15 protein-coding genes are annotated in these 20,439 nt (G+C 39.0%); 6 read left to right on the top strand and 9 right to left on the bottom strand.

Annotated elements, in window-relative coordinates; genetic code table 11:
* The first annotated feature begins 37 nt into the window (after window positions 1-37).
* Both JNUCC51_RS17485 and JNUCC51_RS17480 read left to right on the top strand, forming a co-directional pair.
* A complete protein-coding gene (locus JNUCC51_RS17485) occupies window positions 38-3,157 on the top strand; it encodes a transglycosylase domain-containing protein (protein ID WP_337989046.1) in 3,120 nt (1,039 codons plus the stop codon).
* A 92-nt stretch (window positions 3,158-3,249) separates the two neighbouring features.
* Window positions 3,250-4,146 (top strand): NAD-dependent epimerase/dehydratase family protein, encoded by an 897-nt coding sequence (locus tag JNUCC51_RS17480; RefSeq protein WP_337989045.1) that lies wholly within the window; start codon window positions 3,250-3,252, stop codon window positions 4,144-4,146.
* A gap of 460 nt (window positions 4,147-4,606) precedes the next feature.
* On the opposite strand, the gene argD is transcribed toward JNUCC51_RS17480, so the two are convergent.
* From argD to acsA, 5 genes are all read right to left on the bottom strand, one after another.
* Window positions 4,607-5,737, bottom strand: coding sequence for an acetylornithine transaminase (gene argD, locus JNUCC51_RS17475; RefSeq protein WP_337989044.1), 1,131 nt, complete (start codon window positions 5,735-5,737; stop codon window positions 4,607-4,609).
* Between the two features lie 147 nt (window positions 5,738-5,884).
* On the bottom strand, window positions 5,885-6,655 hold the full coding sequence (argB, locus tag JNUCC51_RS17470) for an acetylglutamate kinase (protein ID WP_337989043.1): 771 nt from the start codon (window positions 6,653-6,655) through the stop codon (window positions 5,885-5,887).
* Window positions 6,618-7,850 carry a bifunctional glutamate N-acetyltransferase/amino-acid acetyltransferase ArgJ gene (gene argJ / locus JNUCC51_RS17465; protein ID WP_337989042.1) on the bottom strand — a complete coding sequence of 411 codons (1,233 nt, stop codon included), beginning with the start codon at window positions 7,848-7,850 and terminating at the stop codon, window positions 6,618-6,620. The genes argB and argJ overlap by 38 nt, the downstream gene beginning before the upstream one ends.
* 61 nt (window positions 7,851-7,911) lie before the next feature.
* Entirely contained in the window at window positions 7,912-8,946 is a 1,035-nt protein-coding gene (gene argC / locus JNUCC51_RS17460; RefSeq protein WP_337989041.1) for an N-acetyl-gamma-glutamyl-phosphate reductase, read from the bottom strand.
* 607 nt (window positions 8,947-9,553) lie between these two features.
* Complete coding sequence (gene acsA, locus JNUCC51_RS17455; protein WP_443136956.1) at window positions 9,554-11,281, bottom strand: acetate--CoA ligase; 1,728 nt, start codon at window positions 11,279-11,281, stop codon at window positions 9,554-9,556.
* A 349-nt stretch (window positions 11,282-11,630) separates the two neighbouring features.
* Here acsA and JNUCC51_RS17450 point away from each other — a divergent pair, with 349 nt between their 5' ends.
* From JNUCC51_RS17450 to JNUCC51_RS17440, 3 genes are read left to right on the top strand one after another with little or no spacing between them, the layout of a single operon-like run.
* Entirely contained in the window at window positions 11,631-12,263 is a 633-nt protein-coding gene (locus JNUCC51_RS17450) for a GNAT family N-acetyltransferase (protein ID WP_100542416.1), read from the top strand.
* A 24-nt stretch (window positions 12,264-12,287) separates the two neighbouring features.
* Window positions 12,288-12,938 (top strand): acetoin utilization AcuB family protein, encoded by a 651-nt coding sequence (locus tag JNUCC51_RS17445; RefSeq protein WP_337989040.1) that lies wholly within the window; start codon window positions 12,288-12,290, stop codon window positions 12,936-12,938.
* Entirely contained in the window at window positions 12,935-14,095 is a 1,161-nt protein-coding gene (locus JNUCC51_RS17440) for an acetoin utilization protein AcuC (RefSeq protein WP_337989039.1), read from the top strand. The genes JNUCC51_RS17445 and JNUCC51_RS17440 overlap by 4 nt, the downstream gene beginning before the upstream one ends.
* Before the next feature lie 150 nt (window positions 14,096-14,245).
* Here JNUCC51_RS17440 and ccpA read toward each other — a convergent pair whose 3' ends face one another.
* Both ccpA and JNUCC51_RS17430 read right to left on the bottom strand, forming a co-directional pair.
* Complete coding sequence (gene ccpA / locus JNUCC51_RS17435) at window positions 14,246-15,250, bottom strand: catabolite control protein A (RefSeq protein ID WP_337989038.1); 1,005 nt, start codon at window positions 15,248-15,250, stop codon at window positions 14,246-14,248.
* 519 nt (window positions 15,251-15,769) lie between these two features.
* Window positions 15,770-16,855, bottom strand: a complete 1,086-nt coding sequence (locus JNUCC51_RS17430) for a bifunctional 3-deoxy-7-phosphoheptulonate synthase/chorismate mutase (RefSeq protein WP_337989037.1) — start codon at window positions 16,853-16,855, stop codon at window positions 15,770-15,772.
* A gap of 172 nt (window positions 16,856-17,027) precedes the next feature.
* Here JNUCC51_RS17430 and JNUCC51_RS17425 point away from each other — a divergent pair, with 172 nt between their 5' ends.
* Complete coding sequence (locus JNUCC51_RS17425; RefSeq protein ID WP_337989036.1) at window positions 17,028-19,181, top strand: cell division FtsA domain-containing protein; 2,154 nt, start codon at window positions 17,028-17,030, stop codon at window positions 19,179-19,181.
* A gap of 52 nt (window positions 19,182-19,233) precedes the next feature.
* On the opposite strand, the gene JNUCC51_RS17420 is transcribed toward JNUCC51_RS17425, so the two are convergent.
* Together JNUCC51_RS17420 and JNUCC51_RS17415 are read right to left on the bottom strand one after the other, a co-directional pair.
* Window positions 19,234-19,734: a YtxH domain-containing protein gene (locus JNUCC51_RS17420; RefSeq protein WP_100542402.1), complete on the bottom strand. Its 501-nt coding sequence runs from the start codon at window positions 19,732-19,734 to the stop codon at window positions 19,234-19,236.
* Between the two features lie 134 nt (window positions 19,735-19,868).
* Window positions 19,869-20,375 carry a DUF948 domain-containing protein gene (locus JNUCC51_RS17415; protein WP_337989035.1) on the bottom strand — a complete coding sequence of 169 codons (507 nt, stop codon included), beginning with the start codon at window positions 20,373-20,375 and terminating at the stop codon, window positions 19,869-19,871.
* Window positions 20,376-20,439 lie beyond the last annotated feature (64 nt).

The following is a 20,439-nucleotide window of genomic DNA, read 5'->3' as shown; positions in this document are numbered from 1 at the left end:
TGTGCTATAATAGACAAGATTTTAGGGGGTCGATACATTGAAAGATTGGATTGAGAAAATCAATGCAAAGATCGATGAGTTAATTCAACAAAAATGGATGAAGAAATTACGCATTTCAGGGAGTGTTACCTGGAACTTATTTTTACTATTTTTAGTCTTTGCATTGGTAGGCACTGTATTTGCCGGTTCAGTTGGCGCTGGCTATTTTGCTTCACTTGTAAAAGAAGAGCCACTACGCTCAAAGGAAGAATTACGAAAAGAAATTTTCAACTACGATTCAACAAGTGAAATTTATTTTGCCAACGATATTTATATCGGAAAATTACGTACAGATTTAGACCGCCGAGTAACAACATTAAACGATGTCTCACCTGATGTTGTTAATGCAGTATTAGCGACAGAGGACGAATATTTCCGTGAACATAACGGAATAGTTCCGAAGGCCGTCATCCGTGGGCTACTTCAAGACGTAACAAACTCTTCCACTCAAACTGGTGGTTCTACACTAACACAGCAACTTATAAAAAACCAAGTATTAACTAACGAAGTATCTTATGAGCGAAAAGCAAAAGAAATTTTACTTGCTATGCGTTTAGAGCACTTTATGAAAAAGGAAGAAATTTTAGAGGCCTATTTAAACATAATTCCTTATGGTCGTAACTCTTCCGGTCGAAACATTGCAGGAGTTGAAACAGCTGCTGAAGGTATTTTCAATGTAAAAGCAAAAGATTTATCGCTTCCTCAAGCAGCGTATATAGCCGGTATTCCTCAATCACCTTTTGCTTACACACCTTTCACAAATACAGGTGTACTCAAAAGTAAAGAAGCTCTTCAACCGGGTATTGATCGTATGAAAACTGTACTTTATCGTATGAAAGATGCAGGTTATATTAACGAAGCTCAATATAAAGAAGCACTCGCATACGATATCACTGCTGACTTCCGTTCACCAGAGATGCGCGCAGAAGATCGCTACCCATGGCTCACGTATGAGCTTGAAAGTCGAGCAAAAGACATTATTGCAGAAAAACTAGCAGAAGAAGATGGTATTGATCCAGAACGCTTAAAAAATGAGAAAAAATTAAAAGATAAGTATACGATCCTAGCAGATCGTGACGTCCGCTCAAAAGGTTACCGTATCTATTCAACTATTAATAAGGATATGTACGATTCGATGCAAAAAGCAGCGAAAAACTTCCAAAATTACGGTCATACTTACACCGTTAAAGACAAAGATCCTGTAACAGGAGAAGAAATTGATGTTGAAATGCCTGTTCAGGTTGGTAGTATTTTAATTGAAAATAATACTGGACGTATTTTAAGCTTTGTCGGTGGTCGTGATTTTGAATTGAAAAGTTATAACTATGCTACACAGGCAAAACGCTCAAATGGCTCAACAATGAAGCCTTTACTCGTATATGCACCTGCAATAGAATACGGTGTAATCGGTGCAGGTAGCCCATTAGTCGACGTAAAATTCTCTATCGGCAGTTGGAGTCCAAGCAACTATATTTCTAATGATGAACGAGGACTTATACCTGCACGTGAGGCATTAGCTGATTCACAAAACTTATCTGCTTTACGTCTTTATTATGATATCCTTAACAGACGTCCTGCCGATTATTTAGTAAAAATGGGAATCTCAACTTTACAGCCTGATGACTTTACAAACATTGCAGCTGGGATTGGTGGAGTAAAAGATGGTATTACTGTTGAAGAGAACACTAATGCCTATGCAACCTTCGCAAACGGCGGACAATTTATTGACTCTTATATGATTGATAGAATTGAAGACCAACATGGAAATATCATATATAAACACGAAGTTAAACCTGAACAAGTGTTTAGTCCTGAAACTTCTTATATCGTTACAGATATGTTACGCGATGTGTTAACTAAAGGAACAGGTACAGTTGCAAAAAATTCACTGAAATTCTCAGCTGACTTTGCAGCTAAAACAGGTACTTCACAAAATTATAAAGACGTATGGCTAGTTGGCTATAACCCGAATGTTTCTCTTGGTGTATGGATGGGTTATGATAACAACCAATCTCTGTATACATTTAATAATACGTATCAGCAGCCTAGTGTGCGAATTAACAAGCTTTGGGGAACATTAATGAATTCTGTGTATGATGTCGATCCACAATTAATCGCCCCTAAAACTAGATTTACGCAACCGAAAAACGTTGTCACTGCATCATTCTGTGGTATTTCTGGTTTAGCGCCTTCAGCAGCATGTACTAATGCTGGTCTAGTACGCTCTGATTTGTTTAACGCGAAAGTATTTTTACCTTCTCGACCTGATGATAGCCTAGCTTCTTCAAGGGTTGTTACGATTAAAGGTAAAACGTATAATGCACTCTCTAACACACCGCCAGAATTTGTAAAACCAGGTGGTGCAGGTATTAATCAAGCATTTATTAATCGAATGTTAGGCAGACTTGGCGGTAACCCAGCCAGCCTATTACCAAAAAATTCGTCATTATCGAATTCATCGGTAGCAGCTGTTGATTTCCCAGCCGATAGCAATGCGCCAGCAGCAGTAACTGCTTCAATTAATGGTAATACATTATCTTGGACAGGATCTTCAAATGACGTAGTCGGTTATCGAATATATAATGTAACAAACGGTGGTAAAACTCTTGTCGGATCTGTGCTTGAATCATCGCAAAGTATGACTGTAGCAAGTGGTCAAGCCTATGTTGTTGTCGCTGTAGATATTACAGGTTTAGCTTCGTCGCAATCCAATGTCGTTTCATCTGGTGGTAGTGCGAGTGAAAAACAACCCGAAAAAGACGATCAAGAAAAAGTTCCACCAACTACTCCACCTACTAATGGCAATGACTCGAACAATAATGGAAACGGTTCGGAAAACGGCAATGGATCTAGTGGTAGTAACGGGAACGGCTCGAATAACGGGAATGGTTCCGATAATGGCTCAAATAACGGAAACGGTTCTGGTAATAACGGAAACGGTTCGAATAACGGAAGTGGTTCCGGTAATAACGGAAACGGCTCAAATAACGGCAGTGGTTCCGGTAATAACGAAAATGGCTCGAATAACGGAAACGGTTCCGGAAACACCGGGAATGGCTCTAATGGAGGAGACAACGGAAATACAACTCCACCGACGACTGATCCACCTTCACAATAATAGACAGGCATACTACAATTATTTTTGAATTGTAGTATGCCTGTTTTTTTGTCATTATAAAGAAGACTACTAATTTGAAGGGGTGGAAATAATTGAACATTTTAGTTTTAGGAGGCACTCGTTTTTTTGGTAAAAAGCTTGTTGAACTTTGTCTTCAAAATGGTCATAGTGTAACTATTTTAACACGCGGAAAAAGCGGAAATCCTTTTGGTACAAAGGTAAAGCAGCTAATTGCTAATCGAGATGATGCCGATTCGTTGTCACAGGTACTATCAGGTACAACATGGGATATTGTCTATGATAATATTTGCTATTCTCCTAACGAAGCTCATAATATATGTAACATTTTAGAAGGTAAAACGAAAAAGCTCGTTTTTACATCTACTTTATCCACATACGAAATAGACGGCGTTGTCAAAACTGAAGGAGATTTTAATCCATTTGATTATGAAGTTCGGAAGGGGAACCGTGAAGATTTTTCATATGGTGAGGGTAAGCGACAAGCAGAGGCGGTACTTTTCAAAGAGGCCACATTCCCTGTCGTCGCTGTACGTTTCCCGATTGTTATGGGTGAGAACGACTATACACGCCGTTTACATTTTCATATTGAACGAATTTTACAGGAACAGCCTATTTCTTTACCAAATATTGAAGCAAAGATGAGCTATATTACGGATGACGAAGCAGCTGCATTTTTATATTTTGCTGGCATTACACCAATTGAAGGACCTTATAATGCAACAGCTACAGGCGCAATTTCGTTAAAGGATTTACTAGGAATTATTGAAGAAACAACCGGAAAGCATGCAAAAATTTCTCTGGTAGGTGGCGATGAAATGTCGCAGTCACCATACGGGGTTCCAGCAGATTGGTATATGACAACTACAAAAGCAGAAGCTGCAGGCTTTACATTTAGTCAACTCCACGAATGGCTCCCTACTCTTGTGAAAACATTAGTAAAAGAGCTACAATCGGATTTCACTAAATAAAAAACTTATCACCATAACGTAGAGTTGATTTCCGTTCCGGCTCGCTGTCGCACAGAGCAAAGCTTCCTGGGGGCGTCCGATGAGCCGCTTGGGCCAACAGATGTTTTTTGCGCGAAAGCGTAGTGCTAACGTAGCGGCAGCAGCAGGATGTTGGTTACGAAGGCGTTATCACAGGATGTGATGTTCTTAGCCTTCGTTCCCCTAGTGCTCGCTCCAGGGTCTCGGGCCAACACGTTGTTGGTCACGAAGGCGTTATCACAGGACGTGATGGTTTTAGCCTTCGTTCCTCTATTGCTAATCCCGAGTCGCCGAGCCTCCACTCCAATCAACCTTTCATATGGCATATGTTTTAACAAAATGTCAGCCCAAACTTCCGATGATAAGTATAAAAATCTGCTAGACTTCTCACAAAAGAAAGTCTAGCAGATTCATTTTTTATCGTATTTAATTTGACCTGATACTACAACAGTATCGTTTTTAAAATCGCAACTGCTTCATCGATTTCTGCTTTTGATACGGTTAATGGAGGTAGTAGACGAATAACGTTTGGTCCTGCTCCAACTAATAATAAGCCGTTTTCCTCTGCCGCCGCTATATACGAAGCTACCTCAGTATCACCACAGTCAATGCCAAGAAGTAAACCCTGACCCTGTACCGTATACTTAGAAGGTAGATTTTCTTTCAACTGCTTAACAAAATAGGAGGATAGCTCTTGTACATTTTGTAAAAAAGTAGGTTCAAAAACATGATCAAGTACGGTTTCAGCAACACTCATCGCAAGTGGATTCCCACCGAATGTTGTACCATGTGTGCCAGGACTAAATGTATCATATAGCTCAGCTGTTCCAAGCATCCCACCAACTGGGAATCCACCACCTAGCCCCTTTGCCAATGTCACGATATTTGGCTTTAAAATCGTTTGCTCATAAGCATATCTTGTTCCTGTCCGTCCAATACCTGTTTGAACTTCATCGATAATTAGTAATATTCCTTTGTCATCACAGGCTTTAGCGATTGCTGCTGCGAATTCTGGTGATACACTGTTAACACCGCCCTCACCTTGAATCATTTCCAGCATAATTGCTGCGACAGAATCATCAATCGTTGCTTCAAGTGCTGCCACATCATTAAAAGGAAGAATCGTAAATTTTTCAACAAGCGGTCCGAAGCCATTATGTACCTTGCCCTGACCTGTTGCGGACATCGCTCCGAAAGTTCGCCCATGAAAGGATTTTTCAAAAGTAATAATATGATTTTTCCCTGTATGCTTACGTGCAAGTTTGATGGCCGCTTCATTTGCTTCCGCCCCACTATTACAGAAAAATGCATGAGAAAAATGTGTATTTGCTATTAATTTTTGCGCAACCTTCTCCTGACCGGGAATATCAAATAAATTAGAAATATGCCAAAGCTTTTGACTTTGATCTTGAATTGCCTTCACGACTGCCAGATGTGCATGACCAAGACTCACTACAGCGATTCCACTTGTAAAATCTAAATATTTTTTCCCAGTCGAATCTTCTACAACAGTTCCTTGCCCTTTGACAATTTGGGCGCGGCGTTTGCCATAGTTGCCAAATAAAGCACTCATTTTATCAACTCCTCAATGTCAACCTTAAATCTTCTTCTAAACAACTATATTGCTACTTCTATGCCATTAGAACGGTCACTCTTATCTATAAAGCAGAATGACTTTTACTGAGGGAGAATGAAGTGAACCTTTATCATTTTGGTTTCTTCATCCCTCAGATAAAATCGTCGTGCCTACTAAGGATTCCCCAACGATTTGTACTGATGGAATACCTGCACTTAAGCATTCGAGAGCTCCTTGAACTTTTGGTATCATCCCACCATAAATATGCCCCTCCTCAATCCATTGATTGATAAAGGAAGGTGTTGCTTTCAATTGATATTCTTCGTTAATTCGAATACCACTTACATCCGTTACAAGTATTAAGCTATCCGCATCTATAGCTAGTGCAATTTCACTCGCTACCGTATCTCCATTAATATTTAATGCCTGACCATGTTCATCCGATCCAACACAAGCAATAACCGGTACAACCCCCGCACTAATTATTGCTTCTAGCAAAGATGTATTGACGGTTTTCACTTCACCAACAAAACCGTATACATCTTTATCTAGATAATCCGCTATAATTAACTGACCATCGAAGCCGTTTAATCCAATTGCAGCAATACCAGCTGTTGTTAATTCATGAACAAGCGCAGGATTGACCTTTCCTATTAGCGTTGATTGTACGATATCAATTGCTGCTTCGCTTGTGACACGAATACCGTTTAAAGCATGTGATTCTATCCCGCGCACCGCAAGTTCACGGTTAATAGCTGGGCCACCACCATGGGTAATGATTAGCTCTATACCGCTTTCTTGGAGTTTTTTAAAATTCTCAAAAAACGAATCATTTAAGCCCTCTAGCGTACTTCCACCAAGCTTAATTACCATTCGTTTACGAGCGGTATGAGGCATTGATTTGAACGTAGTCATAAGTTAGATCACATCCCCAAGCATGCCCCTTGCCTTCTCCAACACCAAGTGACACATAGATTTTCACTTCATGCATTTTTAAAATTTGAATTAACCCATCCTCCGAAAATGGAACTGGCTCACCGTTCTCAACCATAGTTACACCGCCAATTTGGATCGTAATTTTTTCTGGATCTACTGTTGCGCCACTATAGCCCACAGCGGCAATAATACGTCCCCAGTTTGCATCACAGCCAAATACTGCCGTTTTCACAAGCGGTGAACCAACTACTGTTTTAGCAATTTTGCGTCCTTCTTCATCCGATAATGCCCCTTCAACTTCAACCTCAATCAGCTTCGTTGCACCCTCACCATCTTTGGCAATCATTTTCGCTAAGTCTTCAGCCACTGTTTTTAAAGTATAGTAGAAGTTTTGCCAATTTGGATGGTCAGGAGTTAAAGCTACATTTCCAGCTAAGCCGTTTGCCATAACAACTACTGTGTCATTCGTAGAAGTATCTCCATCCACTGTAATTGCATTAAAAGTCATATTTGTTATATCAGATAATGTAGCTTGTAGGACATCTGATTCAACATTTGCATCCGTTGTAATAAAACCAAGCATCGTTGCCATATTTGGTTCAATCATACCTGAACCTTTTGCAACACCAGCGATAATAACCTCTTTGCCATCCACAGTAGTACTGTAACTTGTGTTTTTCATAACCGTATCTGTTGTCATAATAGCTTGAGCAAAATCAATAGCACTTTCTAAATTATCCTTTGGCTCTAACTGATTAATCCCATTTTCTACCGGCTCCATATTCATAATTTCACCGATAACACCCGTTGAGCAAACACCTACTAAATTTGCCTCAATACCAAGCTTTTCTGCCATAAGGACCTGCATTGTTTGTGCATCCTTCGCCCCTTGCTTCCCTGTACATGCATTAGCATTTCCGGAGTTGACAATCATCGCCTGCATTTTCTTCGTAGTGTACACAACTTCTTTCGTTACTTTTAATGGTGCTGCCTGCACAGCGTTCGTTGTAAAGACACCTGCTACACTTGCGGGTACTTCACTGACTAACACAGCTAAATCTTTTTTCTTATGCTTTAAACCACAATGTAAGCCTGCAGCTTTAAAGCCCTTTGGTGAAACAATATTTTTACTTGATAATTTTTTCATAATACTTGCGGATGCTATTAATGTCATAAAATCTTTCCTCCTTAGTTATTCAATTTTCCTTGGCATATAAGATTAGCTGACTCTCTGCTTAAATAAAGAACGGAACGATATCTAATCCTGTCGTTTGTGGTAAATCAAATTGAACGTTCATATTTTGAATGGCTTGCCCTGCAGCCCCTTTAACTAAATTATCGATGACGCCAACAATTGTGGCACGATTCGTACGGCTATCAACTTTCACTAAAATGTCGCAATAGTTCGAACCTTTAACGCGGTTTGTTCCTAGGCTATTTACATCTGTAACAATCCGTACAAATGGATGCTTTTCATAGGCATTCTGTAAACAAGCTACTAGCTGCTGCTCTGTAACACCAGACATAACAGACGCATATGTGGTAGATAAAATCCCTCTAGTCATTGGTACTAAATGGGTATTAAAAGAAATGGTTGTATCAACCCCCGCGAACAATGAAATGGCCTGCTCGATTTCTGGTATATGCTGATGTGTATTCGTTTTATAGATTGAAAAGCTTTCATTAGACTCACTAAAATGCGTATTTTGCGATGGTTTATTTCCAGCCCCTGAAATCCCACTTTTCGCATCAATCACTAAAAAGCTCGCATCAATTAATCGTTCTTTTAGTAATGGTAACAACGAAAGTAAAACAGCTGTTGGATAGCACCCTGGATTTGCGATAAGAGGAGCATGTAGAATATTTTCTGCATTCCATTCAGTTAAACCATATACACTTTGTTGAATAAATTCTAACGGTGCCGCTTTTTTACCGTACCATTCTTCATAACTCGAAGGATCTTGTAAACGGAAGTCACCAGATAAATCTATTAATTTAGGCCCTTTCCCTACCAATGGAGGTAATAGTTCACTTGTCACTCCTGAAGGCGTACTTGTAAAAACAACATCAAATTTTTCTAAAGCCCCATAATCAATTTTTTGTAATGGTATATCGGCAATATTAACGAGATGACCAAACTTAGAAGAAAAAATTATACCTTCTTCTGAGGATGTGAATAAATCAATCCGCTCCACCGCTTTATGATTATGTAAAAATCGAATAAGCTCTAATCCACCATATCCGGTTGCACCAACAATTCCTACTTTCAATGCACTCACCTCTGAAATAAGTTAAAATTAGTATACGTCTGCATATTTATTAAGTCAACTGAATTTTTATTTATATTTAAACTTTTCTAAATCTTTGCTGAAGATCACCATACGTGGGGTTGATTTCCGTTCCGACCGACAAAAAAAGCTGCTGGATTGAATGAAAAAATGGCAAGAGGCTATATTTACGAGGTACCGCAAAGACTCTATTTGCAACGCTGGATTCACGTATATGAAGAGGTACTTTGAATTCGCGGAAGTTGAGTTTCCAGCGTATTCGAAAGAAACGGTGTAGTAGATATAGGTTTCTTCTAAAAAAAAATCACCTAATAATAGATGATTAAACAAGACTGACTTTAAGTTCTCTTAGAATTAGAAGAACACCAATTCCATACACAATAGAAATTGCTAAAGGTTCAAGAGTGAAAGCTTGATCAACAAGGATGCCTCCTAAGATTAGAGCAGAAAGACAGGTTCCTAAAGTAACAAATAAATATTTTGTAGCTTTAATCTGTCTTTATGTTTTAATAGTTTAGAAAACGGCCTTTAATAAAGAAAGCAGGAATTTTTCGTCGACCGAATAAATTCCTGCTTCTTATGCTATAAATCAATCTTCCATCGTTGATAAATCCCCAGTTGGTAAATTTAACTCCCACGCCTTTAACACACGACGCATAATCTTTCCACTACGTGTTTTTGGTAGCTTATCCTTAAATTCGATTTCACGTGGTGCTGCGTGTGCAGACAAGCCCTTCTTAACAAAATTACGAATATCCTCAACCAATGCATCTGACGGTTCAACACCCTCACGTAATGATACAAAGGCTTTAATAATTTCACCTCGTACAGGATCCGGCTTTCCGATCACCCCTGCCTCGACTATATCAGGATGCTCGAGTAGCTTACTTTCTACCTCGAAAGGACCTACCCGCTCACCAGCCGTCATAATAACATCATCTACACGCCCTTGGAACCAAAAGTAACCATCATCATCCATATAGGCAGAGTCCCCAGACACATACCATTCACCTTTTAAGAAATAAGATTCATAACGCTCTGGATTTCCCCAAATTTGACTCATCATTGCAGGCCAACCACGTCGAACTGCTAAATTTCCCATTGTAAAAGGTGGTACTTCATTGCCTGCATCATCAACAATCGTTGCATGAATACCTGGTAATGGTTTTCCCATTGATCCTGGCTTAATATCCATAGAAGGATAGTTACAAATCATATGGGCACCTGTTTCTGTCATCCACCATGTATCATGAATACGGTGTCCAAGCTCATCAATCCCCCAACGAATTACCTCAGGATTTAACGGTTCACCGACAGATAAAATGTGACGTAACGAAGATAGATCATAATTCTCAAGCATACCACTACCAGCACCCATTAACATTCTGAAAGCAGTTGGTGCACTATACCATACTGTTACACTATAGTCCTCAATTGCTTGGTACCAAGCTTGTGGTGAAAATCTCCCGCCAACAATTAGCATTGTGACACCATTTAACCATGGACCAAAAATTCCATATGCTGTGCCTGTTATCCATCCTGGATCGGCCGTACACCAGTAAATATCGTCTTCACTCAAATCTAATACCCATTTTGTTGATTGATATTGTTGAAGCATTGCATTATGAACATGCAATACGCCCTTTGGTGCTCCAGTTGACCCAGAAGTATAATGAAGAATCATACCATCCTCTCTGTCCACCCATTCAATATCAAATTGAGAAGATGCTTCTTTCAAGCATCTATTAAAATCTAAAATTTGTGGTGTTTCCTCTATATCTGATCCCACTAAAAAGACGTGCTGCAAATGCGGTAGCTTTGCTAAAGGTACACGTTCAAGCAACTCAGGTGTTGTCACTAATACTTTAGCTTCACTATCTGCAAGTCTGTCATAAACAGCACCTTCCATAAATGCCTCAAATAACGGGCCTACAATAACACCCATTTTCAATGCACCCAATAAAGAAAAATAAAGCTCAGGTGAACGCGGCATGAAAATAAATAATCGATCACCTTTTTCTAAATTTGTTGCTGCCTTAAAAACATTTGCGGCTTTATTCGTCAGCTTTTTCATTTCATTGAAAGAATAAGCCTCTTTACGCTTTCCATCATTAAAATAAAGTGCAACTTTGTTTTTTCGATGCGTTTCTGTATGACGATCAATTACCTCATATGCCATATTCACAAGCCCTGTTTCATACCAACTAAATTCCTTTTCCGTCTCTGCCCAATCATGTGTTGCCGCAGCTTTCTCATAATCAGGCAAATTATATTGCCCCGGTAAAGCATTCAACTTCTCCAACATTTTCATCCCCATGAAACTACCCCTCTCTTTGCTATCGCCTTAGTACATTAGTAAGCAAATTTCAAATCGTCGTCGTAATTTCATTAGTTTCCCCTTCAAAATCCGCTACCTTCTCCAAAGACAACTACGTTATGTAGCACTTGTTATATAACAGTTCAGATAGTGTAAAATTATTGAATTCTTATTCACTCTACATTCATCTGTTAAATAACAGGTGCAGTATAAATATATTTTACACGAATTCACCATAAATGTCTCAATATTTTTACTTTTCCAAAAACGCAGGTATATTTTGCAAAAGATAGCGTTTTTCCGCAGGAAATCAGCTATAATGGAATTATTAAACTCAGGTGGTGTAATTATGGAACATAAAAAAACTTTTTTTTCTGTTACAAAGGAAACTAAGCATGGTACTGTGTATGTGGAAGGACCTGTTCCTCCAGAAAAATTAGCTACATATTCATTCCACGAAGGCTTGGTTGCTTTTAGACCTCCAAAGCAACAACAGCAAGCCATTATAGAAATTGCAGGACTTCCTGAAGGACGAATTATTATTATTCGAAATGAAAACATTATTGTAGGCTACGTCACTTATCTTTATCCCGATCCACTCGAACGATGGGCGGAAGATCGAATTGATAACATGATTGAGCTAGGTGCTATTGAAGTCATTCCAGACTATCGGGGTACAGGTGCTGGTAAGGCACTACTAGCTGTGTCTTTTATGGGAGATGAAATGGAAGACTATCTTGTTATCACTACCGAATATTATTGGCATTGGGATTTGAAAGGGACTGGTTTAAATGTTTGGGATTATCGCAAAATGATGGAGAAAATGATGGGGTCTGCCAACTTCGAATATTTTGCTACAGATGATCCTGAAATTACATCACATCCTGCTAACTGCCTGATGGCACGTGAAGGAAAACGCGTGCCTCCTGAGACTATGGAAAGATTTGATAGACTTCGCTTTAGAAATCGCTTCATGTATTAAAACCAACACAAAGGGGATGAGTATATGATCGTAGAAGAAATTATGAATGATGAGCCCTACACGCTGGCTCCGACAAATACAGTGGTTGAAGCGCTGAAGTTAATGCGTGAGAAAAAAGTACGTCATTTACCAGTTGTAGATGAGGAGTATCATGTTCTTGGGGTAATCACTGAAAGAGATATAAAAGAGGCTTTGCCTTCCTCGTTACGGGATGAGCCTAATTCTCCAGTTTTTAATGCAAAAGTAGAAGAGATTATGGTTAAAAATCCACTTGTCGGTCATCCACTTGATTTCGTGGAAGAAGTAGCTCTTACTTTTTATGAATCTAGAGTAGGCTGTTTACCGATTGTCTCTGGAGGGAAATTAGTTGGGATTGTAACTACCACAGATTTACTCTATACGTACATAGAGTTAACTGGTGCCACTGAACCTGGCTCAAAAATCGAAATTCGTGTATCCTATACGCCAGGAATATTATTCGAGATTACTAAAATTTTCCACGAACATCATGCAAATGTCCAAAGCGTCTTAGTTTATCCTGACTCTGAAAATACGCAAAACAAAATTTTAAGTATCCGAGTAAAAACTCTGAATCCACTAGCAATGATTGAAGAACTTCGTAAAGAGGGCTTTGATGTATTATGGCCTAATTTACCCGGTGTTTCATTACAATGAAAAAAGCAGTATTTGTGTACTCGCCAGAGCAACTCGGATATAAATTTTCAGATACCCATCCTTTCAATCATAAACGCTTGACGCTTACAATGGATTTATTAAAGAATATTGATGCTCTTGATGATTTGGATATTGTTCCGGCTCGTGTCGCAACAGAGGAGGAGCTTTTACTTGCACATGACCCAAAATATATTGATATCGTTAAAAAAGCAGGGCATGGTGAGCTTTCAGAGGCACAATGTGAAAGCTACGGCATAGGCACCGAAGATACACCCATTTTTGAAAATATGCACGAAGCAAGTGCACAGCTTGTTGGTGGAACGTTAACAGCTGTCGATTATGTTATGGAAGGAAAAGCCGAGCACGCCCTCAATTTAGGAGGTGGGCTACATCACGGCTTCCGTGGCCGTGCATCAGGTTTTTGTATTTATAACGATAGTACAGTAGCTATTCGCTATTTGCAGGAAAAATACAATGCTCGTGTACTTTATGTAGATACCGATGCCCATCATGGAGATGGAGTGCAATGGAGTTTTTATGAAGATCCAGATGTTTGTACATTGTCTATTCATGAAACAGGACGCTATCTTTTCCCCGGAACTGGTAATATTACGGAACGCGGAAATGGACAGGGCTACGGCACTTCTTTTAATTTCCCAATTGATGCTTTTACAGAAGATGAGAGTTTCCTAGAAATATATGAACAGGCTATGCGAGAAGTCTTTGAATTTTTCAAGCCGGATGTTGTACTAACGCAAAACGGCGCAGATGCACATTACTTTGATCCATTAACACATTTATATGGAACAATGAACATTTATAGAGAAATCCCAAAGCTTGCGCATAAATTAGCACATGAATATTGTGGGGGGAAATGGATTGCCGTTGGCGGTGGTGGCTACGATATTTGGCGTGTTGTGCCTCGTGCATGGTCTATGCTATGGCTTGAAATGACAAATCAGCAATTACCGACAGGGCCTCTACCTCAAGCATGGTTAGATCGTTGGCAACCTGAAGCACCAGTACCTTTTATCCCAACTTGGGAAGATCCAAATCCATTGTATGAGCCCATCCCTCGAAAGGCTGAGATTGAAGAAAAAAACGCGCAAATGTTAACCAAAGCGCTTCATATTATTCGCAATGAAAAACACGTTTAACACTATGCCTCATGACAATCGTGAGGCTTTTTATTTTTTACCTTAGTCCTCTATCAGTCATTCTTGGCGTTATATCCATCGCTTTCACCTTTCTATTACTTCTATAAAAAAACACGCAAATCCATTTTCAGATTTACGTGTTAAATACTGTTATTTACTTTTGACAGATTGTCGATGTTCAATACGATGCGGTAAAATAACCGCTTCGTCCTCAACAGGCTCTTTGTTCATCAATTTTGTCAGCAGGCGCATTGCGACAGCTCCGATATCGTACAGTGGTAATGCGACACTTGTAAGCTGTGGGCGAACCATGCGGGCTAATTTTGAATTTTCAAAGCTGATCACTTCGATATCCTCGGGTACATCTTTGCCTGCATCCTGCGCACCATGAATTAATCCAATTGCTAATTCATCACTACCTGCAAAATAAGCAGTTGGAGGATTTTCAAGTGAGGATAATGTTTCCCACGCCTCTAAGCCCATATCATAGCTCGATTCTTCTGCAGCGATTAGTGATTCATCTATAGGTATACCTGCGTCTTGTAAGGCTTTTTTATAAGCTTCAAGTTTGAATTTTCCATTAATAGTATACGTAAGCGGACCTGTTACGAAAGCGATTCGCTTATGGCCATTTTGAATGAGTAATGTAATCGCCTCATAAGCCGCTTGGTAATAATCAATGTTAACAGTCGCAATTGTTTGCGATTCATCTACTGAACCTGCAAGCACAATTGGTACAGGTGAATGATCCATAGTTTGTTGCATTTTTTCAGTTACTTCATCACTCATCATAACAATACCGTCAACCTGTTTTCCTAGCATTGTATCCAGTAGCTGAAGCTCTTTATCTTCATGTTGATCTGAGTTGGCTAAAATAATATTGTAACGATACATTGTTGCAATATCCTCTACACCACGTGCCAGCTCCGCATAAACATTGTTTGCAATATCCGGGATAATCACGCCAACTGTTGTTGTTTTCTTACTTGCTAATCCACGCGCTACTGCGTTTGGACGGTACTCTAATCGTTCAATTACTTCTAATACTTTTTTTCGTGTTGCCGGTTTTACGTTTTGATTACCATTGACTACACGAGAGACCGTTGCCATAGAAACATTTGCTTCTCTTGCAACATCATAAATTGTAACAGTCATCGTACGTGCCTCCCTTTTTCCTTTTATAGCCTTATCATACGATAATTTTCATATTCTTTTCAAGAAGCAGTATGTACATGAAAAGAAAAACCAAGTACAAATAGTACTTTTCTAGTCATTATTTTGTCAATATATATAAACACCGCCTGCCGATTAAAGCAAGCGGTGTTTATCAACATATCCAATTATACCCCGGCATAATTCCGTGACATCCGCCGCAGGCTTTGGGCCAACAGATGTTTTTTGCGCGAAAGCGTAGTGCTAACGCAGCGTCAGCAAAAGGGTTTCATTCTGTGCGAAAGCGTAGTGCAACGTAGCGACAGCAACAGCACCGATGTTGGTCACTCAGTCGTTACCACAGGACTTGGCGTTCTTAGACTGAGTTCCTCTATTTCTTCGGGTGTTTGGACACCCACTGAAAAGTAACTGAAATCTGCATTCATCTCACCACCTATAGAGGCGGGAGACTTCTGTACCTGCCTCTACGATTTCGCTACAGAAAATAATTACTGAAAGAAGTTATGCATTAATTTCATGGCTCTTCATGAAATTTTGTAGTGTTTGGTAGAAAGCATCAAATGTTGGAATATCCATTTGTTGTTGTGAATCAGAAAGTGCTACAGATGGATCCGGATGCACCTCTGCCATGACGCCATCAGCACCAATAGCAATTGCTGCCTTAGCACATGGTAATAGTAAATCACGACGACCTGTTGAATGCGTTACGTCTACAAATACTGGTAAATGCGTTTCTTGTTTTAAAATTGGTACAGCCGAAATATCTAATGTGTTACGAGTTGCTTTTTCGTAAGTACGAATACCACGCTCACAAAGAATGATGTTCTCATTTCCTTTAGACATAATGTATTCTGCTGCGTGAATGAATTCATCAATTGTCGCTGCTAAGCCTCGTTTTAAAAGTACAGGTTTATTTGTTGCACCCGCTGCTTTTAATAATTCAAAGTTTTGCATATTACGCGCACCAATTTGGATAACATCGATGTAATCTAAAGCTTCCTCTAAATGACCTGGTGTAACGATTTCTGTAATAACTCCTAAACCGTATTCCTCGGACACACGTTTTAAAATTTTAAGTCCTTCTAATCCAAGTCCTTGGAAGTCATATGGAGAGGTACGTGGTTTATATGCACCACCACGAATTAACTTTTCGCCTTTTGCTTTAATAGATGCTGCTACTGCTGCTACTTGCTCGTATGATTCTACTGCACAAGGTCCAAATACGAAAGATGGTTTTCCTTGGCCAATTAGCTCACCATTCACATTAATGACAGTATCTTCTGATTTTTTCTTGCGAGAAACAAGTAATTCTTTTTTCTTATCCGCTTCAAGTTGTTTTAAAGCTGTTTTAAAGATTTGCTTAAATATATAATCAACCGTCATTTGGTTTAATGGACCTTGATTGTGTTCTTTAATAAGATCAAGCATGTGTCGTTCACGTAATGGATCATAGCGAATCACACCTTGTTTTTCTTTAATCTTACCGATTTCATCAACTACTGCTGCACGTTCGTTAATTAGACGAAGAATTTCTAAGTTTAAATCGTCTATTTGACTACGTAAGCTTTCTAAATCTTTTTGGCTCATGTTTCTTGCTCCTCTCCTCATGACAGACACTTTCAGAACTCTGAAATGTATGTTACATTTTTAGATATTAGCAACATTATAATCAATGTTGCACAGAATGTCACGCATTTTTAATTTAGCGCTTCAACTCGCTAAATTATATTAACATATAACGAGAAAGGAAGCGAGTATATTGAGTTCAAAATTATTTGCACTTGATATTGGTACACGTTCTGTAGTTGGCATTATTTTAGCTGAAGATAATGACCGCTTTCACGTGGAAGACATATTAGTAAAAGAACATAAAGAACGCGCCATGGTTGATGGTCAAATACATAATGTCATGTATGTAGCAGATTTAATCAATGAAATTAAACATGAACTTGAAGAGAAGCATGGTCCCTTAACAAAAGTGAGCGTCGCTGCAGCTGGTCGCTCATTGAAAACAGAACAAGCAAGCGTGACGATCAATATACGTAATAGACCAATCTTTACAGAAGAAGATATAAGTCGTTTAGAACTGCAAGCTGTTCAACAGGCTCAGCAACAGCTTCTTCAACACAAAGAAGACGCTAAAATAAGCCACTATTATTGTGTTGGTTATTCAGTTTTATACTACCGTTTAGATGGAGAAGAAATTGGTAGCCTACTCGATCAGCAAGGTGATGAAGCACAAATTGAAGTTATTGCTACGTTCTTGCCACGAGTTGTAGTAGAATCACTTATCGCGGCTCTTAAACGTGCGAATTTGGAAATGGAGGCACTAACATTAGAACCTATTGCGGCTATTAATGTACTTATCCCTCCAACAATGCGTCGTTTAAATGTGGCGCTTGTTGATATTGGTGCTGGTACATCTGATATTGCCATTACCGATAAAAGCACTGTTGTCGCATATGGCATGGTACCAACAGCTGGTGATGAAATAACAGAGGCTTTAAGTGACCACTACTTACTCGACTTCCCTGTTGCCGAAGAGGCCAAGCGTCAACTGCAAAAAGAAGAAGACGTTTTAATTCAGGATATTTTAGGCTTCGATCAATATTATCCGAAACAAGAGGTTCTTCAAGCAATCGAGCCTGCTGTTAAGCAACTTGCAAAAGCCATTGGGGAAGAAATTTTACGCCTCAATAATCAGACAGCTCCTAAGGCGGTAATGCTTGTCGGTGGGGGTAGCTTAACACCAAATCTTACAACTGAGCTTGGACTAATACTAGAATTACCTGCCAATCGCATTGCCGTTCGAGGGATCGATGCCATTCAGAACTTAACGAGGGAAGATCATATTAAAGCATCTCCTGAATTGGTAACACCAATCGGTATCGCCATCGCAGCAAAAAAAATGCCTATTCAATATATGAGCTTAACTGTCAATGAACAAGTAGTTCGCCTTTTTGAATTAAAGGAAATGACCGTTGCAGATGCATTTTTAGCAGCCAATATTCGAGCAAAGCAGTTATATGGAAAACCGGGACATGGATTATCAGTAAATGTTAATGGACAAGATATTTTCATCCCTGGTGGCCACGGTCAACCTGCAGAAATTTTAGTAAATGGCCATCAGGCTTCCACAAAAACGATGATTAAAACAGGCGATGCCATCCAGCTAATTGAAGGCCAAGACGGTCAGCCAGCTAACGCTACTTTAAGAGATATTGTAGATGATGCCGCCATTAAAACAGTTACGATTCAACATACAAAATATGTAATTGAACCACAAATAACTGTTAATGGTTCTCCTGCATCACTCGATAGTGCACTAAATGATCGAGATGTTGTGATGTTTGAAATAGCTGTAACAGTCGAGGACGTATTTAATCTCACAAATAATTGGGAGTTAATAAAACAATTTGAGTCATTTTATATTCAAGTGGATGGAAAACCACTTTATTTACCAGAGTTTTCAGCTCATTTAATGATTAATGGTAAACCATCTAAAATGTCATATGCTGTCCAAAATGGTGATGATATTACATTTCAACAACAAACATTCCCTACAGTTCAACGGATAGCTGACCAAATGAATGTTTTACTTGAGGATAAAATCATCATACACTTTCAAAACGAAGTGTTAGAGCTGAAGAAAATGGCCAACGAAGTCCTCGTTAATCATGAAGTGGTATCACCTCGTTCAACTGTTCCAAATGGAGCAATAGTTTCATTTAAAGAAAAAGACCGAAGTCGTTGGATATACCAGGATGTGTTCCGTTTCTCTAATTGGCAACTACCTACTACATTTAAAGGTAATTTTACAATTTTACGAAATGGTCAACCAGCAAGCTTCGATATGGAGATATTTGGCGGGGATAAATTAGAGATTTTACTAGAAAAAGCACCCATATCTTAAAAAAAGGGATACGTTACATCTTTGATAAGATGTAACGTATCCCTTTTACCTATTATGCGCGAACTTCTTCGCTTTTTTCTTCAGCTTGTCCCTTTTCTTCACTAGCATCCTCTGCTTTAGGTTCTTCACTAGGGATGAAATCCTCCAGTGGTTCTTCACCCTCAAAAGAAACAGTACCATCGTCAAAAACAGTTGGTGCTTTTGCTGATTTTAATGTTTTTACTTTCTCTACTAATTGTGTAGATTGTTCTTGAATTTGTTTAGATAATTGAACTGTTTTATCTTTAGCAGTTGTCGAGAAATCTGCACTCTTATCTTTTAAGCTAACAGCTTGTACTGCTACATCGCTACGTAAATCTTTTCCTGATTTTGGAGCTAGTAATAAGCCTGCAGCTGCACCTACTATACCCCCAACTAATGCGCCAATAACAAAATCCTTCATGTTCACTCGCTCCTCTTCATAGATCGACTCTTGCGGATGATAAAGCTGTGGTAATGAACTTTCGAGTTGTTGTTCCTTCACTTCATTATAATTTGGCTTTTGAGTTGTCATGCAACAATTCCTCCCCATCTTATTATCTAATTTGCTTAGACTGGTTGTCCATCAGCTTTCGCGGATGCATTCTTCAACATATGCTTAAGACTTTATTTTTATTCCGTTGACATTTAATGCCTACCGAATAATAATTATTTTTTACGGCCCCATTTTCTATTCGGTTTTTCCGACTGCTCTGATTCAGAAAAATAAATATCTTCTTGAATCACCTCATTGGCCTGATCGATAATTTTACGTTTCTTCCACTTATCTGCAATGCCCATTGCGACATTACTCCATTGAACAACTTGTGCAATTTTTTCTTCATTTTGTTCTACAGTTTTAGAAATTGAAGAAGTAATTTGCTGTACAGATGTATTTAAACCATTCACAGAGTCGCCAATTCCTTTGACTGCATGAACAACGGAATTTAACTGTTCAGATTTTTCTTGAATATCCTCTGCCAAGCTATTTGTTTTGGATAGTAAGGAAGTCGTTTCACGAGTAATACCTTCCATTTGTCCTTCAATACCTGATAATGTTCCAGCTAAGCTGTTAAGAATTGGTTTGAGAGAAAATAATGTCATTCCAACGCTCACACAAAAAATTAAAAAACCGATTGCTGCGATAATTGCTGCAATATACAAAATAACTTCCATAACTAGACCTCCTGCATGTTCTCTTTACTATTCCTTACCTTATTTTCGACAAAAAAAACTGAAT

It is taken from the genome of Lysinibacillus sp. JNUCC 51 (assembly GCF_015999525.1).
Taxonomy (GTDB): domain Bacteria; phylum Bacillota; class Bacilli; order Bacillales_A; family Planococcaceae; genus Lysinibacillus; species Lysinibacillus xylanilyticus.
Note: the sequence above shows the minus strand (reverse complement) of the source record. Positions and strands in the feature narration are given on the sequence as shown.